General features: G+C 66.4%; 19 protein-coding genes. 4 read left to right on the plus strand and 15 right to left on the minus strand.

Annotated features, from left to right (window positions below):
• Window positions 1-83: 83 nt before the first annotated feature.
• Window positions 84-3,038 (plus strand): bifunctional diguanylate cyclase/phosphodiesterase, encoded by a 2,955-nt coding sequence (locus VI08_RS00235; RefSeq protein WP_045827524.1) that lies wholly within the window; start codon window positions 84-86, stop codon window positions 3,036-3,038.
• Between the two features lie 7 nt (window positions 3,039-3,045).
• Here VI08_RS00235 and VI08_RS00240 read toward each other — a convergent pair whose 3' ends face one another.
• From VI08_RS00240 to VI08_RS00260, 5 genes are all read right to left on the minus strand, one after another.
• Window positions 3,046-4,818 carry a tetratricopeptide repeat-containing diguanylate cyclase gene (locus VI08_RS00240; protein WP_045827525.1) on the minus strand — a complete coding sequence of 591 codons (1,773 nt, stop codon included), beginning with the start codon at window positions 4,816-4,818 and terminating at the stop codon, window positions 3,046-3,048.
• A gap of 12 nt (window positions 4,819-4,830) precedes the next feature.
• A complete protein-coding gene (locus VI08_RS00245) occupies window positions 4,831-5,133 on the minus strand; it encodes a hypothetical protein (RefSeq protein ID WP_045827526.1) in 303 nt (100 codons plus the stop codon).
• Window positions 5,134-5,218: 85 nt separating this feature from the next.
• Window positions 5,219-6,037 (minus strand): SAM-dependent methyltransferase, encoded by an 819-nt coding sequence (locus tag VI08_RS00250; protein ID WP_198148798.1) that lies wholly within the window; start codon window positions 6,035-6,037, stop codon window positions 5,219-5,221.
• A gap of 25 nt (window positions 6,038-6,062) precedes the next feature.
• Complete coding sequence (locus VI08_RS00255; RefSeq protein ID WP_045827527.1) at window positions 6,063-6,281, minus strand: helix-turn-helix transcriptional regulator; 219 nt, start codon at window positions 6,279-6,281, stop codon at window positions 6,063-6,065.
• Window positions 6,271-6,732, minus strand: coding sequence for a hypothetical protein (locus tag VI08_RS00260; RefSeq protein ID WP_045827528.1), 462 nt, complete (start codon window positions 6,730-6,732; stop codon window positions 6,271-6,273). The genes VI08_RS00255 and VI08_RS00260 overlap by 11 nt, the downstream gene beginning before the upstream one ends.
• Before the next feature lie 304 nt (window positions 6,733-7,036).
• Here VI08_RS00260 and katG point away from each other — a divergent pair, with 304 nt between their 5' ends.
• Window positions 7,037-9,283 carry a catalase/peroxidase HPI gene (gene katG, locus VI08_RS00265; RefSeq protein ID WP_045827529.1) on the plus strand — a complete coding sequence of 749 codons (2,247 nt, stop codon included), beginning with the start codon at window positions 7,037-7,039 and terminating at the stop codon, window positions 9,281-9,283.
• 54 nt (window positions 9,284-9,337) lie between these two features.
• Here the strand turns inward: katG and VI08_RS00270 are convergent, their stop codons facing one another.
• Window positions 9,338-10,876: an N-acetylmuramoyl-L-alanine amidase family protein gene (locus tag VI08_RS00270; RefSeq protein WP_045827530.1), complete on the minus strand. Its 1,539-nt coding sequence runs from the start codon at window positions 10,874-10,876 to the stop codon at window positions 9,338-9,340.
• 406 nt (window positions 10,877-11,282) lie between these two features.
• On the opposite strand from VI08_RS00270, the gene VI08_RS00275 reads away from it, so the two are divergent.
• A complete protein-coding gene (locus tag VI08_RS00275; protein WP_045827531.1) occupies window positions 11,283-12,209 on the plus strand; it encodes an MASE1 domain-containing protein in 927 nt (308 codons plus the stop codon).
• Window positions 12,210-12,224: 15 nt separating this feature from the next.
• Here the strand turns inward: VI08_RS00275 and VI08_RS00280 are convergent, their stop codons facing one another.
• A complete protein-coding gene (locus tag VI08_RS00280) occupies window positions 12,225-12,416 on the minus strand; it encodes a hypothetical protein (RefSeq protein ID WP_045827532.1) in 192 nt (63 codons plus the stop codon).
• 137 nt (window positions 12,417-12,553) lie between these two features.
• Window positions 12,554-13,093, minus strand: a complete 540-nt coding sequence (locus tag VI08_RS00285) for a hypothetical protein (RefSeq protein WP_045827533.1) — start codon at window positions 13,091-13,093, stop codon at window positions 12,554-12,556.
• Between the two features lie 120 nt (window positions 13,094-13,213).
• Between VI08_RS00285 and VI08_RS00290 the strand changes: the two genes are divergently transcribed.
• Window positions 13,214-13,786, plus strand: a complete 573-nt coding sequence (locus VI08_RS00290; RefSeq protein WP_232309390.1) for a TetR/AcrR family transcriptional regulator — start codon at window positions 13,214-13,216, stop codon at window positions 13,784-13,786.
• Between the two features lie 4 nt (window positions 13,787-13,790).
• Here VI08_RS00290 and VI08_RS20630 read toward each other — a convergent pair whose 3' ends face one another.
• The 7 genes from VI08_RS20630 to VI08_RS00325 are packed head-to-tail and all read right to left on the minus strand — an operon-like array spanning window position 13,791 to window position 19,544.
• Window positions 13,791-14,417: a hypothetical protein gene (locus tag VI08_RS20630; RefSeq protein WP_157006153.1), complete on the minus strand. Its 627-nt coding sequence runs from the start codon at window positions 14,415-14,417 to the stop codon at window positions 13,791-13,793.
• A gap of 8 nt (window positions 14,418-14,425) precedes the next feature.
• Window positions 14,426-15,091, minus strand: coding sequence for a TadE/TadG family type IV pilus assembly protein (locus VI08_RS00300; RefSeq protein WP_045827535.1), 666 nt, complete (start codon window positions 15,089-15,091; stop codon window positions 14,426-14,428).
• A complete protein-coding gene (locus tag VI08_RS20635) occupies window positions 15,088-15,780 on the minus strand; it encodes a tetratricopeptide repeat protein (protein WP_084621123.1) in 693 nt (230 codons plus the stop codon). Before VI08_RS20635 ends, VI08_RS00300 begins: the two co-directional genes overlap by 4 nt.
• Window positions 15,765-16,112, minus strand: coding sequence for a DUF192 domain-containing protein (locus tag VI08_RS00310; protein ID WP_045827536.1), 348 nt, complete (start codon window positions 16,110-16,112; stop codon window positions 15,765-15,767). The genes VI08_RS20635 and VI08_RS00310 overlap by 16 nt, the downstream gene beginning before the upstream one ends.
• Window positions 16,109-16,999 (minus strand): type II secretion system F family protein, encoded by an 891-nt coding sequence (locus VI08_RS00315; protein ID WP_045827537.1) that lies wholly within the window; start codon window positions 16,997-16,999, stop codon window positions 16,109-16,111. The genes VI08_RS00310 and VI08_RS00315 overlap by 4 nt, the downstream gene beginning before the upstream one ends.
• The gene (locus tag VI08_RS00320; protein ID WP_045827538.1) at window positions 16,996-17,850 is read right to left on the minus strand and encodes a type II secretion system F family protein; all 855 of its coding nucleotides are present in this window, start codon (window positions 17,848-17,850) and stop codon (window positions 16,996-16,998) included. Before VI08_RS00320 ends, VI08_RS00315 begins: the two co-directional genes overlap by 4 nt.
• Window positions 17,847-19,544: an ATPase, T2SS/T4P/T4SS family gene (locus VI08_RS00325; protein WP_045827539.1), complete on the minus strand. Its 1,698-nt coding sequence runs from the start codon at window positions 19,542-19,544 to the stop codon at window positions 17,847-17,849. The genes VI08_RS00320 and VI08_RS00325 overlap by 4 nt, the downstream gene beginning before the upstream one ends.
• Window positions 19,545-19,552 lie beyond the last annotated feature (8 nt).

Consider the following 19,552-nt stretch of genomic DNA (forward strand, 5'->3'; position numbering starts at 1 on the left):
GTAAACGTGTGGCACGCGGGACCGAGGGGGTTTCCGCCGAATCGCCTGCCTTCCCGGTGGGTTCGGGACCGAGCAGGGGTCGCATGCCTGATGTCGCTTCGCGCCAATCCGTACGCCTGATCCGCATGGCGGGCGTCGTCGTGGGCGTCGCGCTGGGCGTGGTGCTGGCCACCGTGCTCATCCACGACCACACCCGGCGCACGGCCGCGGCGCGCAGCCAGGGGCATGCGCTGGCCAAGGGCGCGCAACGCCTGCTGATGACCCAGCTGCACGGCCTGCAGCTGGCCATGCTGGGCATCGCCCGCGATGCCAGCGACATCGACCGTACCGCCCCGGGCCAGGCCGACGAACTCATCGCCAAGAACATCGCCGGCGTAGGCGCGCGCAAGGCCGAGCTCATCGACCTCATGCTGGTCGGCGCCGATGGCAAGGGCCTGACGGCCGGCAGCCCCGATCCCCGCATGAAAGACTGGGCCACGACGAAGGCCACCGATACCGATTCCCTCGCCATGGGGCCGCTCGTGCAGGAAGGCGACGGCAGCTGGTCGATGCCTATCGCCGTGCCAATCCCGGGCGGCGGCTGGGTGTACGCCCGCCTGCGCCAGGCCCAGTTCCAGGAGGTGGTCGATTTCGTCGACGCCGGCCGGCACGGCGCCACGGCCATCACCAACCGCTTCGGCCGCATCGTGGCCCGCTCGCCCGCCGCGCCCGACGTGGTCGACCAACCGCTGCAGATACTGTTCGACCCAGGCGAAGGCGGCTCCGATATCGGCACCAGCCGCCTCGACGATACCCAGCGCCTGGTGGCATCGGCGGCATGGGACCGCTACCCCATTGGCGTGGGCGTGGGCATCGCCGTCCGCGACTACATGGGCCCCTGGTACAACTTCCTCGGCGTCAGCATCGCCGTGTGGCTGCTCTACTGGCTGGGCTTCGCGTTTTTGCACCGGCGCGTCACCGACGCGGCCGCCGCGCAGCGCCGCCACGTGGTCGAGCTCACCGACGCCACCGAGCGCTGGCGCCAGGCGCAGAAGCTGGGCCACACCGGCACGTGGCGCGCGGATGCGCGGCGCAACCGGCTGGTGTGGGATAGCCAGGTGGAGGCGATGCTCGGCATCCCCGCGCGTGGCGAGGGCGTCGACGACGCCACCTTCTACAGCCATATCCACCCCGAGGACGTGGAGCGCGCCCGCGCCGCGTTCGTCCACGCGTGGAAAAGCGGCGAGACGCTGAACCTCGACTTCCGCTGGACGCGCCCCGACGGCAAGCAACGCTGGATATCCGGCACCGGCGCCATCACCGCGGCGGACGGCGACAAGGCCATGACGGGCACCGTCGTGGATGCCACCGACCGCATCGAAACGCAGCGCCGCCTCGCAGAGGCCGAGCAACGCTTCCGCCTCATGTTCGAACGCACGCCCCTGCCCTCCTGGGTCTTCGACATCGAGAGCCTGGAGTTCCTCGAAGTGAATGCGGCGGCCGTGCGCAACTACGGCTACTCGCACAAGGAATTCCTGCGCATGGCGGTGATCGACATCCGCCCGGAATCCGAGGTGGCGCCCCTGCAGCACGCGCTGGCCACGCAGGATACGGCCACGATGATGGGCCGCACCTGGATCCACCGGCGCAAGGACGGCAGCCTGCTCGACGTGCGCATCCACACCACGCCACTGGAATTCATGGGCCACCACGCGCGCCTGGTACTAGCCGAGGACGTCACCGAGCGCACCCGGGCGGAACGCGACCTTGCATGGCGCGCCACGCACGACCTGCTCACCGGCCTCGCCAACGTCGAGGCGCTCACCGATTTCCTCGACCGCCGTTTCGGCACGCGGCGCTGGTACGAGGTCATCTACGTGCACCTGCGCGGGCTCGACCTCATCTCCGATACCTACGGCCTGGAGGCCGGCCGCACCGTGCTGCAACAGGTGGGCCGCCGCTTCGCCACGCTGGGCACCGATTTCGGCATGGCCGCGCACCGCCCGAGCGAGCGCTTCCTGCTGGCCGTGATGCACCCGGAAAAGCGCGACCGCGCGGTGGAAGCCCTTACCGCGGCTGTCAGCGAGCCGGTGCTGCTCGATGGCACGTGGCACGCGCTGGACCCCGAAATCGGCGTCGCCACCCACCCCGCCGATGGCGCCAACGCCGAGCAGATCATCGCGGCCGCCGCCATGGCCGCGCACTTCCACGGCGAGGCACCGGGCCTGCTGCGCCCCTTCGACGCCTCCATGGCCGAACGCTCCATCGAACGCCTGCGCATGGCATCGCGCATCCGCCAGGCCATCGAGCAGAACGAGTTCATGCTGCACTTCCAGCCCGTGGTGGAAACCGCGACGGGCCGGGTCGAGAAGCTCGAGGCCCTGCTGCGCTGGCCCTCGTCGGACGGCACGTGCATCTCGCCGGAAGATTTCATCCCGCTCAGCGAGGAAACCGGCCTCATCATCGATATCGGCCGCTGGGTGTTCGAGGAGGCGGCGCGCACGCACGTGGCGCTGACGCGTGCCGGCCACGGCGATCTTTCCATCGCGGTGAACGTCTCCGCCGTGCAGTTCCAGCGCACCGATGTCGCCGCTGTCGTCGGCGACGCCATCGAACGCTTCGAACTGCGCCCCGGCGCGCTCGCCATCGAGCTGACCGAGAGCAGCCTCATGGCCAACCGCCGATCGGCCACGGCCGCCATGCGCAGGCTCAGCGCCCAGGGCACGCACGTGTCACTCGACGATTTCGGCACGGGCTTCTCGAGCATGGCCTACCTGCGCGACCTGCCCATCGACGCGCTGAAGATCGACCGCGTGTTCGTCAGCGATGTGTACGCCAACGAACGCTCCGCCTCCATCTGCCGCGCCATCATCACGCTGGCGCATACGCTGGGCATGGCCGTGGTGGCCGAGGGCGTGGAAAACGCCGCGCAGCTCGACTGGCTGGCGGCGACGGGATGCGACTTCGTGCAGGGTTACCAGCTGGCGCGGCCCATGGATTTCGATCGCTTGCTTACTTTCCTGCGGCCCGGCGAGGCGGCGGGCGTGGCGGCGCACTGAACGGCCATTACACGCCGACGAGCCCGTCACCCTGCAGGTCGGTCATGACTCGGTTGCGGCCGGCACGCTTGGCTCGGTACAGCGCGGCATCGGCTTCGCGCCGCAACCCCTGCACACCGTAGCCGGAGAACATCGTGGAGGCCACGCCTACGCTGGTGGAGTAGGCGACGCTATGGCCGTCTACGTCCACGGGGGTGGCCTCGATGGCCGCACGGATGCAGTTGGCGATGACGATGGCTTGCTCGGGATAACACTCGGGGAGAAGGATGCCGAATTCCTCGCCGCCCAGCCGGCCGAAGATATCGACGGGGCGGATCTGTTGCTTGCACGTGGCCACCGCGCGCTGGAGCACAACGTCGCCCACGATGTGGCCGTAGGTGTCGTTGACGGCTTTGAAGTGGTCGAGGTCCAACAACACGAGGCAGGCGGGGGCGTTGCGTGATGCCAGTTCATGCAGCTGATGCTCCAGCTCGGCCATGAAATGCTGGTGGTTGAGGATGCCCGTCAGGCCATCATGGCGGGACATCTGCCGGAACCGAAGCTGCGACCGCTTCGTGCGCACAAGCCAGAGGACGACCGCGGCCAGGACGGCGAGCAACAAGGCAATCGAGAGCCTGCTGGCCTCCACCGCCTTGAGGCTCAGCGCCTGTTGCAACTTGAGCATGCCATTCTGCTTCGTAAGCTTGTCGGCTTCGAGCGCCTCGACAAGGGCGCGCTGCCGCACGGTCTCCAAGGCCCTGGTACGCGCACTCGCATCGTTGAGATACGCGCGATCTTGCGTGGCGTACTGCTGGAAATACGAGAGCGCGGCTTCGGCATGGCCTGCCCGCTTCTCCACGTTGTAGAGCACATGGTAGACGTCGCGAAGGGCTTCATCGATATCGCCAGACTGGAACAGCGCGATGGCCGCCAGGGCGTCCCGGCTCGCCTCGGCATCGCGGCCAAGCTGGTCGTTCGCCATGGCACGCAGCCGCAGGGATTGGGCCTGCGCCTGGAAATAGCGCTCATGCGCGATGGATGCGTCGATGCGGTCGAGGATCGCCAGGGCCTGCTGTGGGGCCTGCTCATAGACCAGCACCTCGGCTTTCATCAGCCACGCCGCGTTGGCGGGCGCCGGCTTGCCACTGGCCACGCACACCTCGATGGCGCGCGCCAGCCCGGCGTCATCCGACCGCAACGTTTTCGCCTGGTCCAGCGCCGCCATCTCGAGGAACAGCGGCCCGCACAGCGTCTCGCCCGGCGGCAGGTCGTCGGCCATCATGCGCGCGTAGCGAATGGCGACATCGGTCTGGTCAGCAAGATAAAGCGCTTGCGAAAGGTTTCTTAGCAGGCTGTAACGCGCGTGCGGATCCTTGACGGACGGCAGCATGGCGACGCCACGCTCCGCCAGCGCGAAGGCCTCTTCATAGCGACGGGTCAGGCTGTAAAGGGAGAGCAGTTGTGCCGTCGCATAGGCCGCGAGGCCAGGGTGCCCCGAGCGATGGATGATGTCGTCATACCCACGCTCGGCTTCCGGGTAGTGGCCCGTGAACTGGGCCTCCCACGCGTCCATGTAACGCACCCGCCACTGGTCAACAGGCGCGATGGCCGGCTGCACCTCGTGGAGGTGCGCAAGCATCGCGGCAAAGCGTGCGTGATCCGTCGTACGCAATTGGTCGGCTTGCTCGATGTAGGCCGAGGCATTGGGGATGGCTGCCACGGCAGCCATCCCCGGCGCACCGGCGAGAGCCAGCAGGGCCGACAGCAGCCCCCGGGCCTTCCACCGATGCAGGGCGCGCATGACGTCGCGGCCTCAATCCGCCTCGGGGTCGCGCGGCACCGGCTGATCTTCGCCCTCGCGCTCTCCTTCGCCTTCTTCGTCCTCGCGGAATGGCGCCTGGATATCGCGGTAGGGCGTCTGGTAGGTCTGGGCGGCCATCATCGAGCGGGCACCGAACTCCCCGGCGAGTGCTCGCGGATCGCCCGTCGTGGCGGCCTCGGCCAGGGCATCGGTGGCACCGGCCTCGCGCAATGCACTGGCCATGAGGTCGGGTGGCAAGCGCCGAAGCGACGCATCGCGGCCGACGGCTTCGAGCAGGTCGATCGAATCAGACATCTGAGTTTTTCCCCCTGGGCCCCGGGCGGGCATCCGGCCCGGTGGCAGCGGCGGGGATTATGTCACGGTCACGATACGGTTGCGCTCAGGCATTGGCGGCTGCCGCGTCGAGCGCCCTTACCCGCTCCCACGCCTCGGTATCGGGTTCCATCGGCGTCGCCGGCGGGAGGATCACGGTCTCCGTCATCGTCAACGCGGCATGCGGCAGGTCACGCAACCGCACCCGCGATACCTGGGGCTGCTGGATGGGAAGCGTCGCGCAGCGGTAGATGATGATCTCGTGGTCAAGCGGGTAGTCCCGGGCCAGCCGGTCGACGAGCACTTGCCGGTAGGCAGGGCCGGTGGAGAACCGTGCCAGGGTGGTGTCGCCGACCAGGCCCACCTGCCATAACACCACGTATCCCACCGTATCGAGCTGGCGCCGGTAAAGCATCAGCTGGCTGGCTTCGAAGTGCTGGCACCCGACACGGCCGGGGTCGATGCCCAGGTCGGCGTAGAGGCAGTCTTCGGCCGACACCCCCGGCTCCATGTAGGCGTCGTAGCCCTCGGCCCGGGCGACCTCCACCACCTTGTGCGGCGACCAGGCGAAGACGCCGGGGTGCCCATAGAACACGGCGCATACGCGCTTGCCCGCGCGCACCTCGGCCATCATCACCTCCACCCATTCGCGGTAGGTGGTCATGCGCGACTTGCCTTCGGCGTAATAGCCCTGGAGGCTGCGTACATCGGAGTTCATGCGCTTCAGCCACTCCTCCACCAGGTGGTCTGAGAGGCCCGCGAACACCACGTCGGCCTGCTCGATGGCGCTACGCGAGATGGGGGTGAGGTGGGAGCCAAGCGTCATGCCCATGCCCACCACCGCGATGCTGCCGCGCGCGGCGGCCTGGCTGTCTGGTGTCGTCATGCGCGGATCGTAGGGCAAAAGCCGTCTAGCCGTCCGTCACCGCGCTGAACAGATCCTCCACCGTGCAGCCCAGCTCGCGCGCCAGCACCAGCGCCAGCAGGGTCGAGGGCACGAACACCCCGTTCTCCACGGTGTTGATGGTCTTGCGCGACACCCCTGCCCGCTCGGCCAGTTCGGCCTGGGTGAGGCCCGCATCCGTGCGGCGTTCCTTCAGGCGGCTTTCGAGGCGGAGGCTACTGGTCACGGGACGCCTTGCGCTCGAGGTAGGCGAAACGGCCCAGGGCGAGCCCGATGCCGACCGACACGACGGAATGCAGGGCGAGGAACACCGGCACCACGTCGAACAGCGCAACGGCGTAGTAAACGATGGCCATGGCCATGGCGCCACCGAACCCCCAGCCCAGGGCCTCCCCGCGATGGGCGCGGCTCAGCTCGTCGTTCATCGCCTCACGCACCGCCCGCGGCGTGGCAAGGAACCCACCGCTCATGACCATGGCCAGCAGGATGGCGGCCCACGCCAGCCAGCTGATGCCGCCGACGCGGTCGACGGTGCGCAGCACCGGGCCGTCGAAATGGGTAGTGACCCACGTGGCCTGCCACAGGCAGAAGAGGACCGCCTGCGCGGTGAAGAAGCGGATCCGACGCCGCCCGAGGATTTCAGCGGTTTCATGGATGGAACGGGCTTGCTTGATCATGCGCGGCTCCCTGGTGGGTTAAGTAACCTACGGGTTACATGTAACCTCAAGGTTACCACGGGTGTCAAGCATTTTTTTCGCACGGAGGAATGCGGCTTGCGCCCAAGAAAGCTTCATGAAGATGTGCGATAGATGCCCGCCTGCCCTCGGGCCGAAGCGCCTTGCTGATAGGCAAAGCCTCTCGTCATCATTAGATCAATCAATTTCTGTGATGATGAGGCGACGCCTATGATCCGTCTATTGCGTTAGTCACGAGGCGCGGCCCTGTCCCCGCCTCTGAAGCCAACCCCAGAGGAGAAACGCGATGTCGAACGAGTCGAAATGCCCCTTCAACCATGCCGCGGGCGGCGGCCAGACCAACAAGGATTGGTGGCCCGATCGGCTCCGGGTTGATCTCCTCACCCAGCACTCCTCGCGCTCCAACCCGCTCGACGAGAACTTCGATTACGCCAAGGCCTTCCAGTCGCTCGACTACAACGCGCTGAAGAAAGACCTTGAGCACCTCATGACCGACTCGCAGCCCTGGTGGCCGGCCGACTTCGGCCATTACGGCGGCCTGTTCATCCGCATGGCCTGGCACAGCGCCGGCACCTACCGCATCGGCGATGGCCGTGGCGGCGGCGGCCGTGGCCAGCAGCGTTTCGCCCCGCTCAACAGCTGGCCCGATAATGTCAGCCTCGACAAAGCGCGCCGCCTGCTGTGGCCCATCAAGCAGAAGTACGGCAACAAGATCTCCTGGGCCGACCTGCTTATCCTCACCGGCAACGTCGCGCTCGAGAGCATGGGCTTCAAGACGTTCGGCTTCGCCGGCGGCCGCGAGGATACGTGGGAACCCGACAACGACGTGTACTGGGGCACCGAGACCGAGTGGCTGGGCGGTGATAACCGCTACGGCAAGGTCACCCCGAAGGATGACGGCGTACTTGTCGCCGACCCGCACCTGCACGGCAAGGAAGAGGATCGCACCGAAGGCGGCCGCCACCTCGAGAATCCGCTGGCCGCGGTGCAGATGGGCCTCATCTACGTGAACCCGGAAGGGCCGGAGGGCAACCCCGACCCGGTGGCCGCCGCGCACGACATCCGCGAAACCTTCGCCCGCATGGCCATGAACGACGAGGAGACGGTGGCGCTCATCGCCGGTGGCCACACGTTCGGCAAGACCCACGGCGCAGGCGATGCGAAGAACGTGCAGGCCGAGCCGGAAGCCGGTTACCTGGAGCAACAGGGCTTCGGCTGGCATAACGAACTGCGCAGCGGCGTGGGCGCCGATGCCATCACCAGTGGTCTTGAAGTCACCTGGACCCAGACGCCGACGAAGTGGAGCAACCTGTTCTTCGAGAACCTGTTCGGCTTCGAGTGGGAGCTGACCAAGAGCCCGGCCGGCGCCAACCAGTGGGTGGCGAAGGATGCCGAGTTGTCGGTGCCGCACGCCTTCGACAAGGACAAGAAGCAGCGCCCCACCATGCTCACGACCGACCTGTCGCTGCGCATGGACCCGGCGTACGAGAAGATCTCGCGCCGCTTCCTCGAGAATCCCGACCAGTTCGCCGATGCGTTCGCGCGGGCCTGGTTCAAGCTCACGCACCGCGACATGGGCCCGCGTGCGCGCTACCTCGGCCCCGAAGTGCCGGCGGAAGAACTGATCTGGCAGGACCCGATCCCGGCGCCGGCGGGCACGCCCATCGGCGATGCCGACATCAAGGCGCTGAAGGACAAGGTGCTGGCCTCCGGCCTTTCCGTCGCCGACCTGGTCGGCGCGGCGTGGGGCTCAGCGTCCACCTTCCGCGGTGGCGACAAGCGCGGCGGGGCCAACGGTGCCCGCATCCGCCTCGCCCCGCAGAAGGAGTGGCGCGTCAACAATCCGGGTCAGCTACAGAAGGTGCTCGAGAAGCTCGAAGGCATCCGCGGTGAGTTCAACAACGGCGGCAAGCAGGTCTCGCTGGCCGACCTGATCGTGCTCGCCGGTGGCGCCGCGATCGAAAAGGCGGCGAAGGACGCGGGCCATGACGTCACCGTGCCGTTCTCGCCCGGCCGCACCGACGCCACGCAGGAACAGACCGACGTGGAATCGTTCGAAGCCATGGAGCCCATCGCCGATGGCTTCCGCAACTTCGTAAAGGGCCGCTACAGCGTGCCGGCGGAACACCTGCTCATCGACAAGGCCCAGCGGCTCACGCTGACGGCCCCGGAGATGACGGCCCTGGTCGGCGGCATGCGCGTGCTGGGCGCGAACTTCGACGGGAGCCAGCTTGGTGTACTCACCGACCGCCCAGGCAAGCTCACCAACGACTTCTTCCGCAACCTGCTCGACATGCGCTACGAATGGAAACCGACCTCCCCGGCCCGCCACGAGTTCACCGCCAGCGAGCGCGGCGGTGGCAAGTCGAACTGGACGGCCAGCCGCGTCGACCTGGTGTTCGGCTCCAACTCGATCCTCCGCGCCCTCGCCGAGGTCTACGCGCAGGACGACGCCGAGAAGAAGTTCGTCGGCGACTTCGTCGCCGCATGGGCCAAGGTGATGGACCTGGACCGGTATGACCTGAAGAAGTAACGCCTGGCGTTGTTGATGGAAGAGGCCACCCGCTGCGAGGCGGGTGGCCCTTCTCTATCTACGCGCAGCGGTGCGCCGTGCGCATTGGACCCTGTAAACCGCAGGTTTGGAAACCACGCCGTCGAAATCCTTCATCCTGACCGTGATTTCGACAGGCGGCTTGTCCAGATCCTCGCGCTTGCACAGGTAGCCAACCTTGTACTTGGCGAGACCGTCGAGGTTGTAGACGCTCTTCTGGAACGACTCGCACCCCTTCTCGCGCGTGCAGTTCGATTCCTTCGTCCAGATGCCGACGGGGAAGAGCGGGTTACCTCGGATCGTCACCGGGAACTTCACGTCGATGCCGGGGTTGCCGACGACATCGGGTTGCGCCTCGACGGCGAAATCCTCGCAAGGTTTGTTTTCACGGAAGAGGCGATAGCCCTTGGCGACGCCTCGCATGGCGAGTTGCTGGAAGTCGTGGTTCTTGAGGTGCTCTGCATCCGACGGATTGGTGTGGAACCCGACCTCGACGATCACGGATGGCATATCGGCCAGGCCGTTCTCGATGTTATCCGACGCCACCTCGGGCGCACGCTGAACACCGTAAGCCGCAAACTCCTGCTTCGTATGAATGAGCTCGCGCGCACTGCAGAGCACCGTGCCGGCGAGCCGCTTATCCGCGGCTCGCGGGTGGACGATCACGCGAAGACCCGAGGCCTTGCCGGTGGCTTCCGCATTGGTGTGGACCTGCAGGAGCGCATCCGCGTTGACGTAATTGGCATAAAGCGGCCTGCTTCGAAGGTCCTCCCGCCGTTCCCTGTCGCGACGCCTGTCGTCCGGCCTCGAGTTCCAGATCTCGGGCTTGTCAGGCATCTTGGCTTCGAGAAGGTAACGAGCACCCATTTTCCACCACGGGTTGCTACTCGGCTGGTGCATAAAGACCTGGGAGGTCTCACGCAGGTTGTGGACGCTCACACGATCACGCTCCAAATCCGACGTCAGATGTGCGGCGAGGACGGGAGTGAGCTCGTCTTCAAGAATGCCGTTGACCGTCTCGCGCTGAGCCCTCCAGTCTTTGTACGTCGAATGGAAATAGATGCCGTGCCCCGGGGACACCACGGCGACAGGCTGCGTCGCTTCGCGCCTCTTACGCAACGACGACCGCGGCGACTGATCGCCTTTTTGGTTCTCGGGCCAGTGCTCCCGGTCAAAACCCCCGTAGGTGTAGTGGATCCCAGTAATACCGTCGATTCGATCCAGATGGATGATGACGTGATAGCGGACCAGCTCGGCCAGATCTTGCATGTCGTCACTGAGTGCCTTGGGACCGAGACGTTCGTCGAGATCGACGACCACGAGGTTGGTGTCGCTATCGAGGCGAATTCTGGCCGTAACCGGAAGGGCATCGTCCTCCGAGAACGACCGACCGCCGAGAGCCGTAGCGACGGACGTTTCGATATCGTGCAAGAGAGACGTCCGCTCCTCGGCCGACATGTCGCTGATCATCTTGGGGGCGCCGTGCGACGCAAACGACGACGAATAGGCCGCGAGCAGGCCCGCGAACACCGTCACGCGAACCAGGCCACGACGGCATGCAGTTTTTTCGAGCATGTCTTTCTCCTTAGCCGCTGGATCGCGGCAAGGAAATGGTCAGTTTTCTTCGATCGCGCTGTTAGGCGGTGGAGGCCGACAGGAAGCGTCGGCGCGAGACGCGCCGTCGAGTAGGTCTGATCTGACACTTCACTTGGCCCCCCCCCCAACCTCGCCGATGCCGCCGTTGACCGTCTCGACAGGCGCGGCGACGGAGTTGACGGATGCGGTGGCGGCGGCATGGAGGCCCAAGAGAAGGGACGGCCGGGAGGCGCACCGCACCCGAGGACCTTGCACGTCCGCCCCCATCCATAGTGCATAAACGGCAAAGCTTCGTGAGGGCCCGGTCCGTGGCGGTTTGTTCGCAGGATTTTCCCGAGAGAACGTGTCACGCTTCGCCCCAACGACACTCTGATGGGGAGTAGGCGTGAACGGACGCGACGCTTACAAGGTATCTCTGGGGCAGCAACTGGCTGTCGCGGCCGCCTATGCGGCCTGCTATGAGGTTGCCCGCTATTTCTCCTTCTCCCATTGGATCCTGACGGGCGGCCTTCGGCTGGCCTGCCTGTTGCTCATGCCGGCCCGGTTCTGGCCGGCGCTGGTGCTGGGGGAGTTCCTGCCCTCGCTGGAAAACGCCCTGCTTCACGAGGCTGATTTCGGCCCGTGGTGGGCCCTTTCCGCCGCCGTGCCCATGGTCTTGCTGTGGATTCCCATCGTGGCGCCCCTGCGCCGGCGGTGGCCCTTGCATACCGGCCAGGGGGCGCTGCAGACCAGTACGCTGCTCATCGCCACGCTGGGCACGGCCGCCGTGGGCGCCCTTGCCACGGCGCTGGAACTGGAATCCGCCCTGCTCACGTACCCCGACAAGTGGCCGGAGCTCTCCGCCTTCACCGGCTTCTGGGCTTACCTGCTTGGCGGGTACCTGGGTGCGCTCACGCTGACCCCGGCGCTCCTTGCGCTGCACGAGCGGGCGACGCAACCGGCCCGCCTTACCTGGGCGGCGGCGTGGCACAGCCGCCTGGGCCGCGATGTGGTGGGCTGGGCGTTGCCGCTGTGCATCGGCCTGGCGTGGGTGGCTACCGCCGCCGACCAGGATCTGCTGCGCCAGATGGCCCGCATGGCCCTGCTGCTGCCGGTGTTCGCCCTGGCGCTCCGCCATGGGTGGCATGGCACGGCCATCGGCGGCTTCATCGCCAGTGCCGCGCTGGCCACGACCATCACGGCCCTGCTCGACCCGGCCATGATCCGCTGCCAGGCGGTGTTGGCGCTGGGTATCTCGGGCACGCTGGTGATCAGCGCATGGTTGCCACGGCGCAAGGCCGTGGTGTCACCGGCCGCTCGCGCGGGCCGGTGACACGCCAGGCGTACCTTATTTAACGCTGCATTCCAGCGGGTTCTTGCATTCCACCGGGGCGGCGGCGATCTTCACGCTGCACTCGAGCGGGTTCTTACAATTCACCGGCACATTCGCGGTAGGCGCGGTGACGGCCATGGCCGACACGGAAGCGAACGACAGGGCGAATGCGACAACAGCGGCGGCCGAACGGACGAGGGTACGCATGGTGGATCTCCGCAGTGGTGGTTGGAGACCCCAGCCTAGCCCTCGAACTGGTCAAAAAGTGCTCAATCGGGGCCACACCCCATGAGCGAATTCGGCACGCTAACGCTTTGCGTTCAGGGATAACGTTTTCACTTGCGTCAGCGGGTTACAGGCGCGGCCGGCGGGCGGCGAAACGTGAGCCATACGGCGGACAGCGCGAAGTACAGGCCGCCGAACGCGGCGTACGGTGCCAGCTGCGAAACCTCGGGTGCCGTGCCCATCGAACGCACCACGAACGCGATGCCGGCGAGGCCCGATTGCGCACCGCTGATCATCATGAAGGCCTGGCCCCCGAGCTTGCGTCGGCGAATGCCCACGGCCAGCTGGAATACGCCCGCGAGAAGGGCCCACAGGCCAAAGAAGAACACCCCGCCGGCGTTCCCGTGCGTCGCGAAGGCCACGCCCATGCCCAGCGCGGCCAACACGCTGGTGACGGCGTTGAAGCGCTGGCCCGGATTGGCGGCGAGCCCGCCGTTACGCCGGGCGTCGACGACGTTCGCCACGGCGTCCCACAACGGGTAAAGCACGAGCAACGTGCCGACCACGAGGGCCGGGTGCCCGCGGGAAGCGATGGCGAGGCCGACCCAGGCGAAGGCGACGACGGCCCGGAGGGCGTAGAAATTGCGGAGGGTATTCATAGGCGCGGGAACTGTGCGTGGAGGAGATGCAAACCTACTAGTTGGTAGGCATGGGCACAATGTGCCATGCACACATGCGTTCAGCTGTGGTCTAGCCTACCAAGTGGTAGGATGCCAACGATGAGCACCCAGCAGAAACTGATCGACTCCGCCCGCCGCCTGATCCAGACGCGGGGCTACAACGGCTTCAGCTATGCCGATGTGGCGGAGCAGGTGCAGGTGCGCAAGGCGAGCATCCACCACCACTTCCCCGCCAAGGCCGACCTGGCCCGGGCGGTGGTCGAGGAGTCACGCGCCTTTTTTGTCGAGCAGGCCCGCACGTTGGCTGGCACAGCCTTCGACCCCGAGGGCCAGTTGCACATGTACACGGGCTACTGGGAGAAGTGCATCGCCGACAACTCCGCGCCGTTCTGCGTCGCCGGCATGCTGGCGAGCGAGCTACCCACCCTGCCCGATGAGCTTGCCGATAGCGTGCGGGCGCACTTCCGCGACCTGTCGAACTGGCTGGAGCTGGTGTTGACCCGCGGCGCGCAGACCGGGGCGTTCGCCTTGCAGGGTTCGGCGCGCCAGGAGGCCGAGGCGTTCATGGCCACGGTGTACGGCGCCATGCTGGCGGCGCGCGCCTTCGGCGAGCCGCGGGTATTTCCGGATATCGTCGCCGGCGCGTTGAAGCGGCTCAGGCCCTGCGCCTAGCCTGTCACTTCACCTTGGTGCCCGGCTTCATGGTGCCCACCTTGGCGACGTCACTGGGCAGGTCGAACAGGCCATCGGGTATGGCCTCGTACGATACGCGCAGGGCATGCCATTCGTAGTGCCGGTTGCCCACGTCATCGCCGCGCATCTCGAGGAGTACGCCCGTGTCCTCGTCGATCCATATCGTGCCGTTGTCGGTGCCATCGGGCCCACGGCCACCCGCGTGGCGGAACTCCCAACCCACGGCGCGGTGGCCCAGTAGCAACCGCGGCTCGGTGCGGCTACACGTGGCCGACATGGCACGGCACGGCGCGTCCACGTCGTAAACGATCGGCTTGGGCATGGCCTTGCCACTCAGCGGCAACGCCACGGGCTGGTCGTTGGCCACCATCCAGCTGCCCTTCTCGTCGCGCCACGCGGTGCCATGGTGGCTGCCCGCCGTGATATCCATGCGTAAACGATCGCCCTTCTGGCGCACCGTGAACGCCGTGCCGTCCTTGCCTTCTTCTTTGCTCGCATAACGGTACCCATCGCCCATGCCGATCGCGGACACCGTATACGATTTTTCCTTGGGCTCATCGGCCGCGACCGCCGCCGACGTGGCCAGGACACTGGCCAGCGCAATGCACATCACACGCATCACGGGCCCGACGCCAGGTTGTTCGAATCGGTGACCGGTGATTGCAGGCGGACCATGGCGGTCGACTGGATGGGCAAGCTGTAAACGGTGCGCCCACTGGTGGCCGAGCGGATGAGGTCGCGCTTAGCCGGGCCGCCGAACGTCTGGAACGCCGCCAGCATGCGGTCGATGACCGGCACGATGAGCGGGTAATCGTAGGTGACGCGGATCTTGAGCACGTTGGCATCCTGCACCGAGACGCCAGCGGAGGATGCGTCCCGGAAGTACAGGCTATCGTTGGGCAACGCATCCTTGTTGTCGTACTGCTTCTTGCGCAAGCCATTCCACGCGGCGCGCGTGGGCGCAAGCACCTCGATCTTCGCCATGCCGAGCAACACATCCTTCTTTGCGTCGACGAACGCCAGCGCCGCGCCCGCCTTGCCCGGGTTCGCGGCCGCGGTGGCGTATAGCGGCGCGAGGCCACGGGCAAGGCCATCCTGCATGCTCGATTTGCTGGCGCCGTGCACGGCACCGGCACGCGCTGCCTCCATCGCCGCGTAATCGACGGCCGACTTGGCGCGGTAGAACAGCAACGCCTGGAACAAACCAAGCAGCAGCAAACCGAAGCCCAGCATCGTCACCAGGAATTCAGTGATGGATTGGCCGCGCTCGCGCCGGCGGTTCATGGGCTCTTGCTCCCAAGCGGAATCACCGTGACGGTCGCCGAACGATGCGTCGACGCATCCGCGCTGGTGTCAGCCGGCATGGTCACGCTGCCTGCGGGTGCGGACGCGGGTGCAGGTGCAGGTGCAGAAGCGCGTGCGGGTGCGCGTACGGAAGCGGTGGGCGCGGCCGTGGCGGCCGGCGCGGTGACGGCCGGCGCGGTGACGGCCGGCGGCGACGGCTTGTCGGCGCGGTCGATACCCGCTATGCGCTCGGCGGTCGCGGCGCTCGACGCGCGGAGCGGATCGTTATCCGGCGCGGCCTGCGAGCTCGCGGTCATCGCCGCCTGCGCCTGCTTCAAACGGATGACGCCCAGGTTGTGCCATGCACGGGCATGCGTCGGGTTCAACTGCAAGGCATGCTCGTAGGCGGCCACGGCATCGTCAGGCTGCTGCAGGCGATAGCGCGCGTTGCCCAGGCGGAACCACGATTCGGCATCGTCGGGCATGGCCTTCAGCACCTGGTCGTACAGGGAGGCAGCTCGCGCCATGTCGCCACTGTCGTACGCCTTGGCCGCATCATCCGCGCTGGCCAGCACCGTGGTCATCTTCTGTCGCGCATGCGTGCCGCCGTTGTTGGCCGCGCAACCCGCGAGGGCCAACAGGCACGCCAGCGGCAACGCCAGGGGGAGTCGGGTCAGGAGGCTTGCCATGTGCACTGGTCTCCGGGGGCAAGTGACAGCGCCTCCAGGGCGCCGACGGGAAGTTCGAGGGTCTTGCAGGCGCCGCGCGACGCGCGCGCCCGCCACGGGAGCACGCCCGTGCAGGTACGCACCACGCGATCGTCCGCATCGAGGAAGGCAAGGTCGATCGGGTAACCCATCCAGAAGGTATGCACGCTGGCGCACGGCTCGATAAGCAGGCCTTCGCCCTGACGCAGCGCGGGGCGGCCAAGCAGCCCACGTGCACGCTCCCACCAGCTCGCGGCGCGCCACACGCATGGCACCACGCACTGGTCATCGCGGTAGATGCCGCCGACCCTCACAGGATGCCCTCCTGCTTCATGCGCAGGAAGATGAAGTAGCCGAGGAAAAGGAAGATAAGCGGGAAGAAGAACATCACCAGCGGCAGCATCATCTTCACCGGCGCTTCGAGCGCGAGCTTCTCAGCACGCAGGAATCGCTCTTCGCGCCGCTGCGTGGCCTGGGCACGCAAGGCCACGCCCAGGCTCGCACCCACGCGGTCGGCCTGGATCAGCGTGCCGGTGAAGCTCGACATCTGGCTCATGTCCATGCGGTCGCTCATGCGGCGCAAGGCCTCGGCACGCGGCAAGCCCGAGCGCAGGTCGCGCAGCAAGCGGTTGAATTCCTGGTTCAGCGGGCCCTGCGGCCCTTTCAGCGTGGCCTGCTCAATGCCACCGGTGATGTTGAGGCCTGCTTCCACCGACATGATGATGAAGTCGAGGAAGGTGGGCAGGTCGCGGATGACCATGCGCTGGCGCTTCTTGCGGCGTTCGGACAACCACAGGTCGGGGTAGTACCAGCCGATGGAGAACGCGACGACGAGGAGCAGCAGGATCGGCATGAGCGCCAGTTTGTCGAGCATGAACATCACCAGCAGCCCCGCCGCGGCCACGATGAACACCGCGGCCACGCGCAGGCCGTAGAGCTGCTCGGGCGTCAGCACGAAATCCTGTCCTGAGGCCTGCAGCTTCTTGTGCGCTGGCTCCAGCTGCGTCGGCGTAAGGTGGGGGCCAATGAGGTTCGTGGCGAGGTTCACCAGCGGCCAGATAAGGCGCAGGCCAGAAGGCAGCGGATCCTGGTAGTGGCGATCCTGCTGCGGCACCTCGCGCATGAAACCGTTGATGCCCCAGAACGCCAGGCCCGCGGCACCGCCCACGCAGATGATGAGGACGACGAGGAGGACGCTCATATGTCGATGCTCATGATCTTGCGGCACATGCGGTAGCCGAGGTACTCCATCACCGCCGCCACGGCCATGACGGCCCACCCCATGTACGAGTGGTACAGGTCGTGCATCGTCTCCGGGTAGGCAAAGCTGAGGAACGCGATGAGGCCTACGGGCAGCATCGCCATGACGATGCCCTGCAGGCGGCCCTGTGCGGTCAGCGCCTTCACCTTGCCTTCCATGATGAGGCGGCGGCGCAACGTATCCGACAGCGAAGCCATGCTCTCGGCGAGGTTGCCACCCACTTCGCGTGAAATGCCCACGGCGGAGACAAACAAGGTCACGTCCTGGATAGGCACGCGCTTGTTGAAGTTCTCCATCGCCTCGTCGGGCTTCACACCCATGCGTTGTTCGCGGAGGATAAGCGCGAACTCCTGGGCCAACGGCGGGTCGATATCGCGCGCCAGGCCTTCCAGCGAGGGCGCGAAGCCCAGGCCGGCACGCATGCTGCTGGCGACCATCATCAGGCCATCGGGCAGCTGCTGCTGGATCTGGTCGATGCGGCGCTGGCGCATCAGCGTGTAAAGCTTGCGGGGCAGGAAGATAAGCAGCCCGACCGTGATGACCGCGAGCAGCAGGTTGTCGGTGGCAAGCCACACCACGGCCGGCAGGATGAACAGCGCCGCCGCGTTCGCGTAGAAGAGCTTCTGCGTGTCCATGAACATGAACATGTCAGCCAGGTTGAACCGCGCCTGCTCGGTAAAGGTTTCGCGGTAATGGCCCCAGAACACGACGGAGACGCGCGCCACGACAAAGCCGAGGCACGCTACGCCGACGAACACCATCAGGATGACAGGCAGCAGGCCTCCGCTCACGGCTCCTCCCCGGTGCCGCGGAAGATCGACAGGTCCACGGGCACGCCGCGCTCCGCCAGCTCTTCGTAGAATTCAGGAACCGCACCCGTGGGCGAAAAGGTGCCTCGCACCTTGCCTTCGGGCCCACCCTGGTCACGCGCGCGGAAGGTGAAGATGTCTTGCGTCTGGATCGTTCCCGACTCGATGCCCGTGATCTCGCTGATGTGCGTGATCTTGCGCGAACCGCACGGGAAGCGCCGCTGGTGGACGATGAGGTCGATGGCCGACGATATCTGCTCGCGAACCACGGTCATCGGCAGGTCCATGCTCGACATGAGCACCATCACTTCGAGGCGCGAAAGCGCGTCACGCGGGGAATTGGCGTGCGCCGTGGTCATCGAGCCTTCGTGGCCCGTATTCATGGCCTGGAGCATGTCCAGCGCCTCGCCGCCACGGCACTCACCCACGATGATGCGGTCGGGGCGCATACGCAGGGCGTTGCGCACCAGGTCGCGGATGGTGATGAGGCCCTTGCCCTCGAGGTTGGCGGGGCGTGCTTCCATGCCGACCAGGTTGGGCTGGTTGAGTTTCAGCTCGGCGGCATCCTCGATCGTGACGATGCGCTCGCGGTCGGGGATGAAGTTCGACAGCACGTTCAGCAGCGTCGTCTTGCCCGAGCCCGTGCCGCCCGTGACAACCAGGTTGCGGCGCTCGCGCACGGCCACCTGCAGGAACTCCAGCATACGCTCGTCCAACGAGCCGAAGTTCATCAGGTCCTGGCCCACCAGCTTGCGCTTGGCGAACTTACGAATGGAGATGCTCGGCCCGCGCAAGGCGACCGGCGAGATCACGGCGTTGACGCGGGAGCCGTCCTTCAGGCGGGCATCGACCATGGGCGAGCTTTCGTCGATGCGCCGGCCCAGCGGGGCGACAATGCGCTCGATGGCGGCAAGCACTGCCTTGTCCGAGGTAAACACGACGGGCGATTCCTGCACGCGGCCGGATCGCTCGATGAAGATCTGGTCCGAGCGGTTGACCATGATTTCCGTTACCGAATCGTCGTCGAGCAAGTCTTCCAGCGGGCCAAGGCCGATCGCCTCGTCAAGCACTTCTTTGGCGAGCCGGCGGCGGTTCACCGTCATGGGCAGGTCGGCGAACTCACGCTCGATGATTTCATCGATGAGCTCGGATGTTTTCGCACGGAGGTCGTCGTCGCTCATGCCGTGCACATCGACACGGCGCAGGTCCATCTGGCGAACAAGCGACGCGTGGACCTGCAGGCGGTACTCCATCATATCGGGCGAGCGTGGCTCCACCGCCATGACTTCGGTGCTTTCGCTGCTGCCCGCCGGAGGAGCCACCGCGGGCGAGTCATTGCCCGCCACCTTGCTTGCCCCGGGCGGCGGCGACGCGGCAATGGCCTCGTCCACCAACACGCGCAGCCGATATGCCCCGATCGTGACAATGTCCTCGCGGTGCAGAGGGCCGTGGCTTTCGCGGACCTTCTCCCCATTCACGATGACGGTGGCACGGCTGCCCACCACCTCGATGAATACCGCCCCGTTGCGAACACGAAACGCAGCGTGCTCGGCCGCGATGTTCCAGCCTTGCAGCATGACAAGGTTGCCCTCGCTCTTGCCGATGCCGCAGTTATCGTTGAGGCAACGGACGTGGCGCGTATCGCGGTTCGATGTCTCGATCAGTACTTCAAACATGGCTGCCT

The organism is Luteibacter yeojuensis, from assembly GCF_000964085.1.
Taxonomy (GTDB): Bacteria; Pseudomonadota; Gammaproteobacteria; order Xanthomonadales; family Rhodanobacteraceae; genus Luteibacter; species Luteibacter yeojuensis_A.

Coding starts and splice junctions, on each gene's coding strand:
- katG (WP_045827529.1), top strand. CDS start 7,037: ATGTCGAACGAGTCGAAATGCCCCTTCAACCATGCCGCGGGCGGCGGC.
- VI08_RS20630 (WP_157006153.1), bottom strand. CDS start 14,417: ATGTGCATTGCGCTGGCCAGTGTCCTGGCCACGTCGGCGGCGGTCGCG.
- VI08_RS00325 (WP_045827539.1), bottom strand. CDS start 19,544: ATGTTTGAAGTACTGATCGAGACATCGAACCGCGATACGCGCCACGTC.
- VI08_RS00315 (WP_045827537.1), bottom strand. CDS start 16,999: ATGAGCGTCCTCCTCGTCGTCCTCATCATCTGCGTGGGCGGTGCCGCG.
- VI08_RS00235 (WP_045827524.1), top strand. CDS start 84: ATGCCTGATGTCGCTTCGCGCCAATCCGTACGCCTGATCCGCATGGCG.
- VI08_RS20635 (WP_084621123.1), bottom strand. CDS start 15,780: ATGGCAAGCCTCCTGACCCGACTCCCCCTGGCGTTGCCGCTGGCGTGC.
- VI08_RS00300 (WP_045827535.1), bottom strand. CDS start 15,091: ATGAACCGCCGGCGCGAGCGCGGCCAATCCATCACTGAATTCCTGGTG.
- VI08_RS00260 (WP_045827528.1), bottom strand. CDS start 6,732: ATGATCAAGCAAGCCCGTTCCATCCATGAAACCGCTGAAATCCTCGGG.
- VI08_RS00250 (WP_198148798.1), bottom strand. CDS start 6,037: ATGACGACACCAGACAGCCAGGCCGCCGCGCGCGGCAGCATCGCGGTG.
- VI08_RS00240 (WP_045827525.1), bottom strand. CDS start 4,818: ATGCGCGCCCTGCATCGGTGGAAGGCCCGGGGGCTGCTGTCGGCCCTG.
- VI08_RS00270 (WP_045827530.1), bottom strand. CDS start 10,876: ATGCTCGAAAAAACTGCATGCCGTCGTGGCCTGGTTCGCGTGACGGTG.
- VI08_RS00290 (WP_232309390.1), top strand. CDS start 13,214: ATGAGCACCCAGCAGAAACTGATCGACTCCGCCCGCCGCCTGATCCAG.
- VI08_RS00245 (WP_045827526.1), bottom strand. CDS start 5,133: ATGTCTGATTCGATCGACCTGCTCGAAGCCGTCGGCCGCGATGCGTCG.
- VI08_RS00285 (WP_045827533.1), bottom strand. CDS start 13,093: ATGAATACCCTCCGCAATTTCTACGCCCTCCGGGCCGTCGTCGCCTTC.
- VI08_RS00280 (WP_045827532.1), bottom strand. CDS start 12,416: ATGCGTACCCTCGTCCGTTCGGCCGCCGCTGTTGTCGCATTCGCCCTG.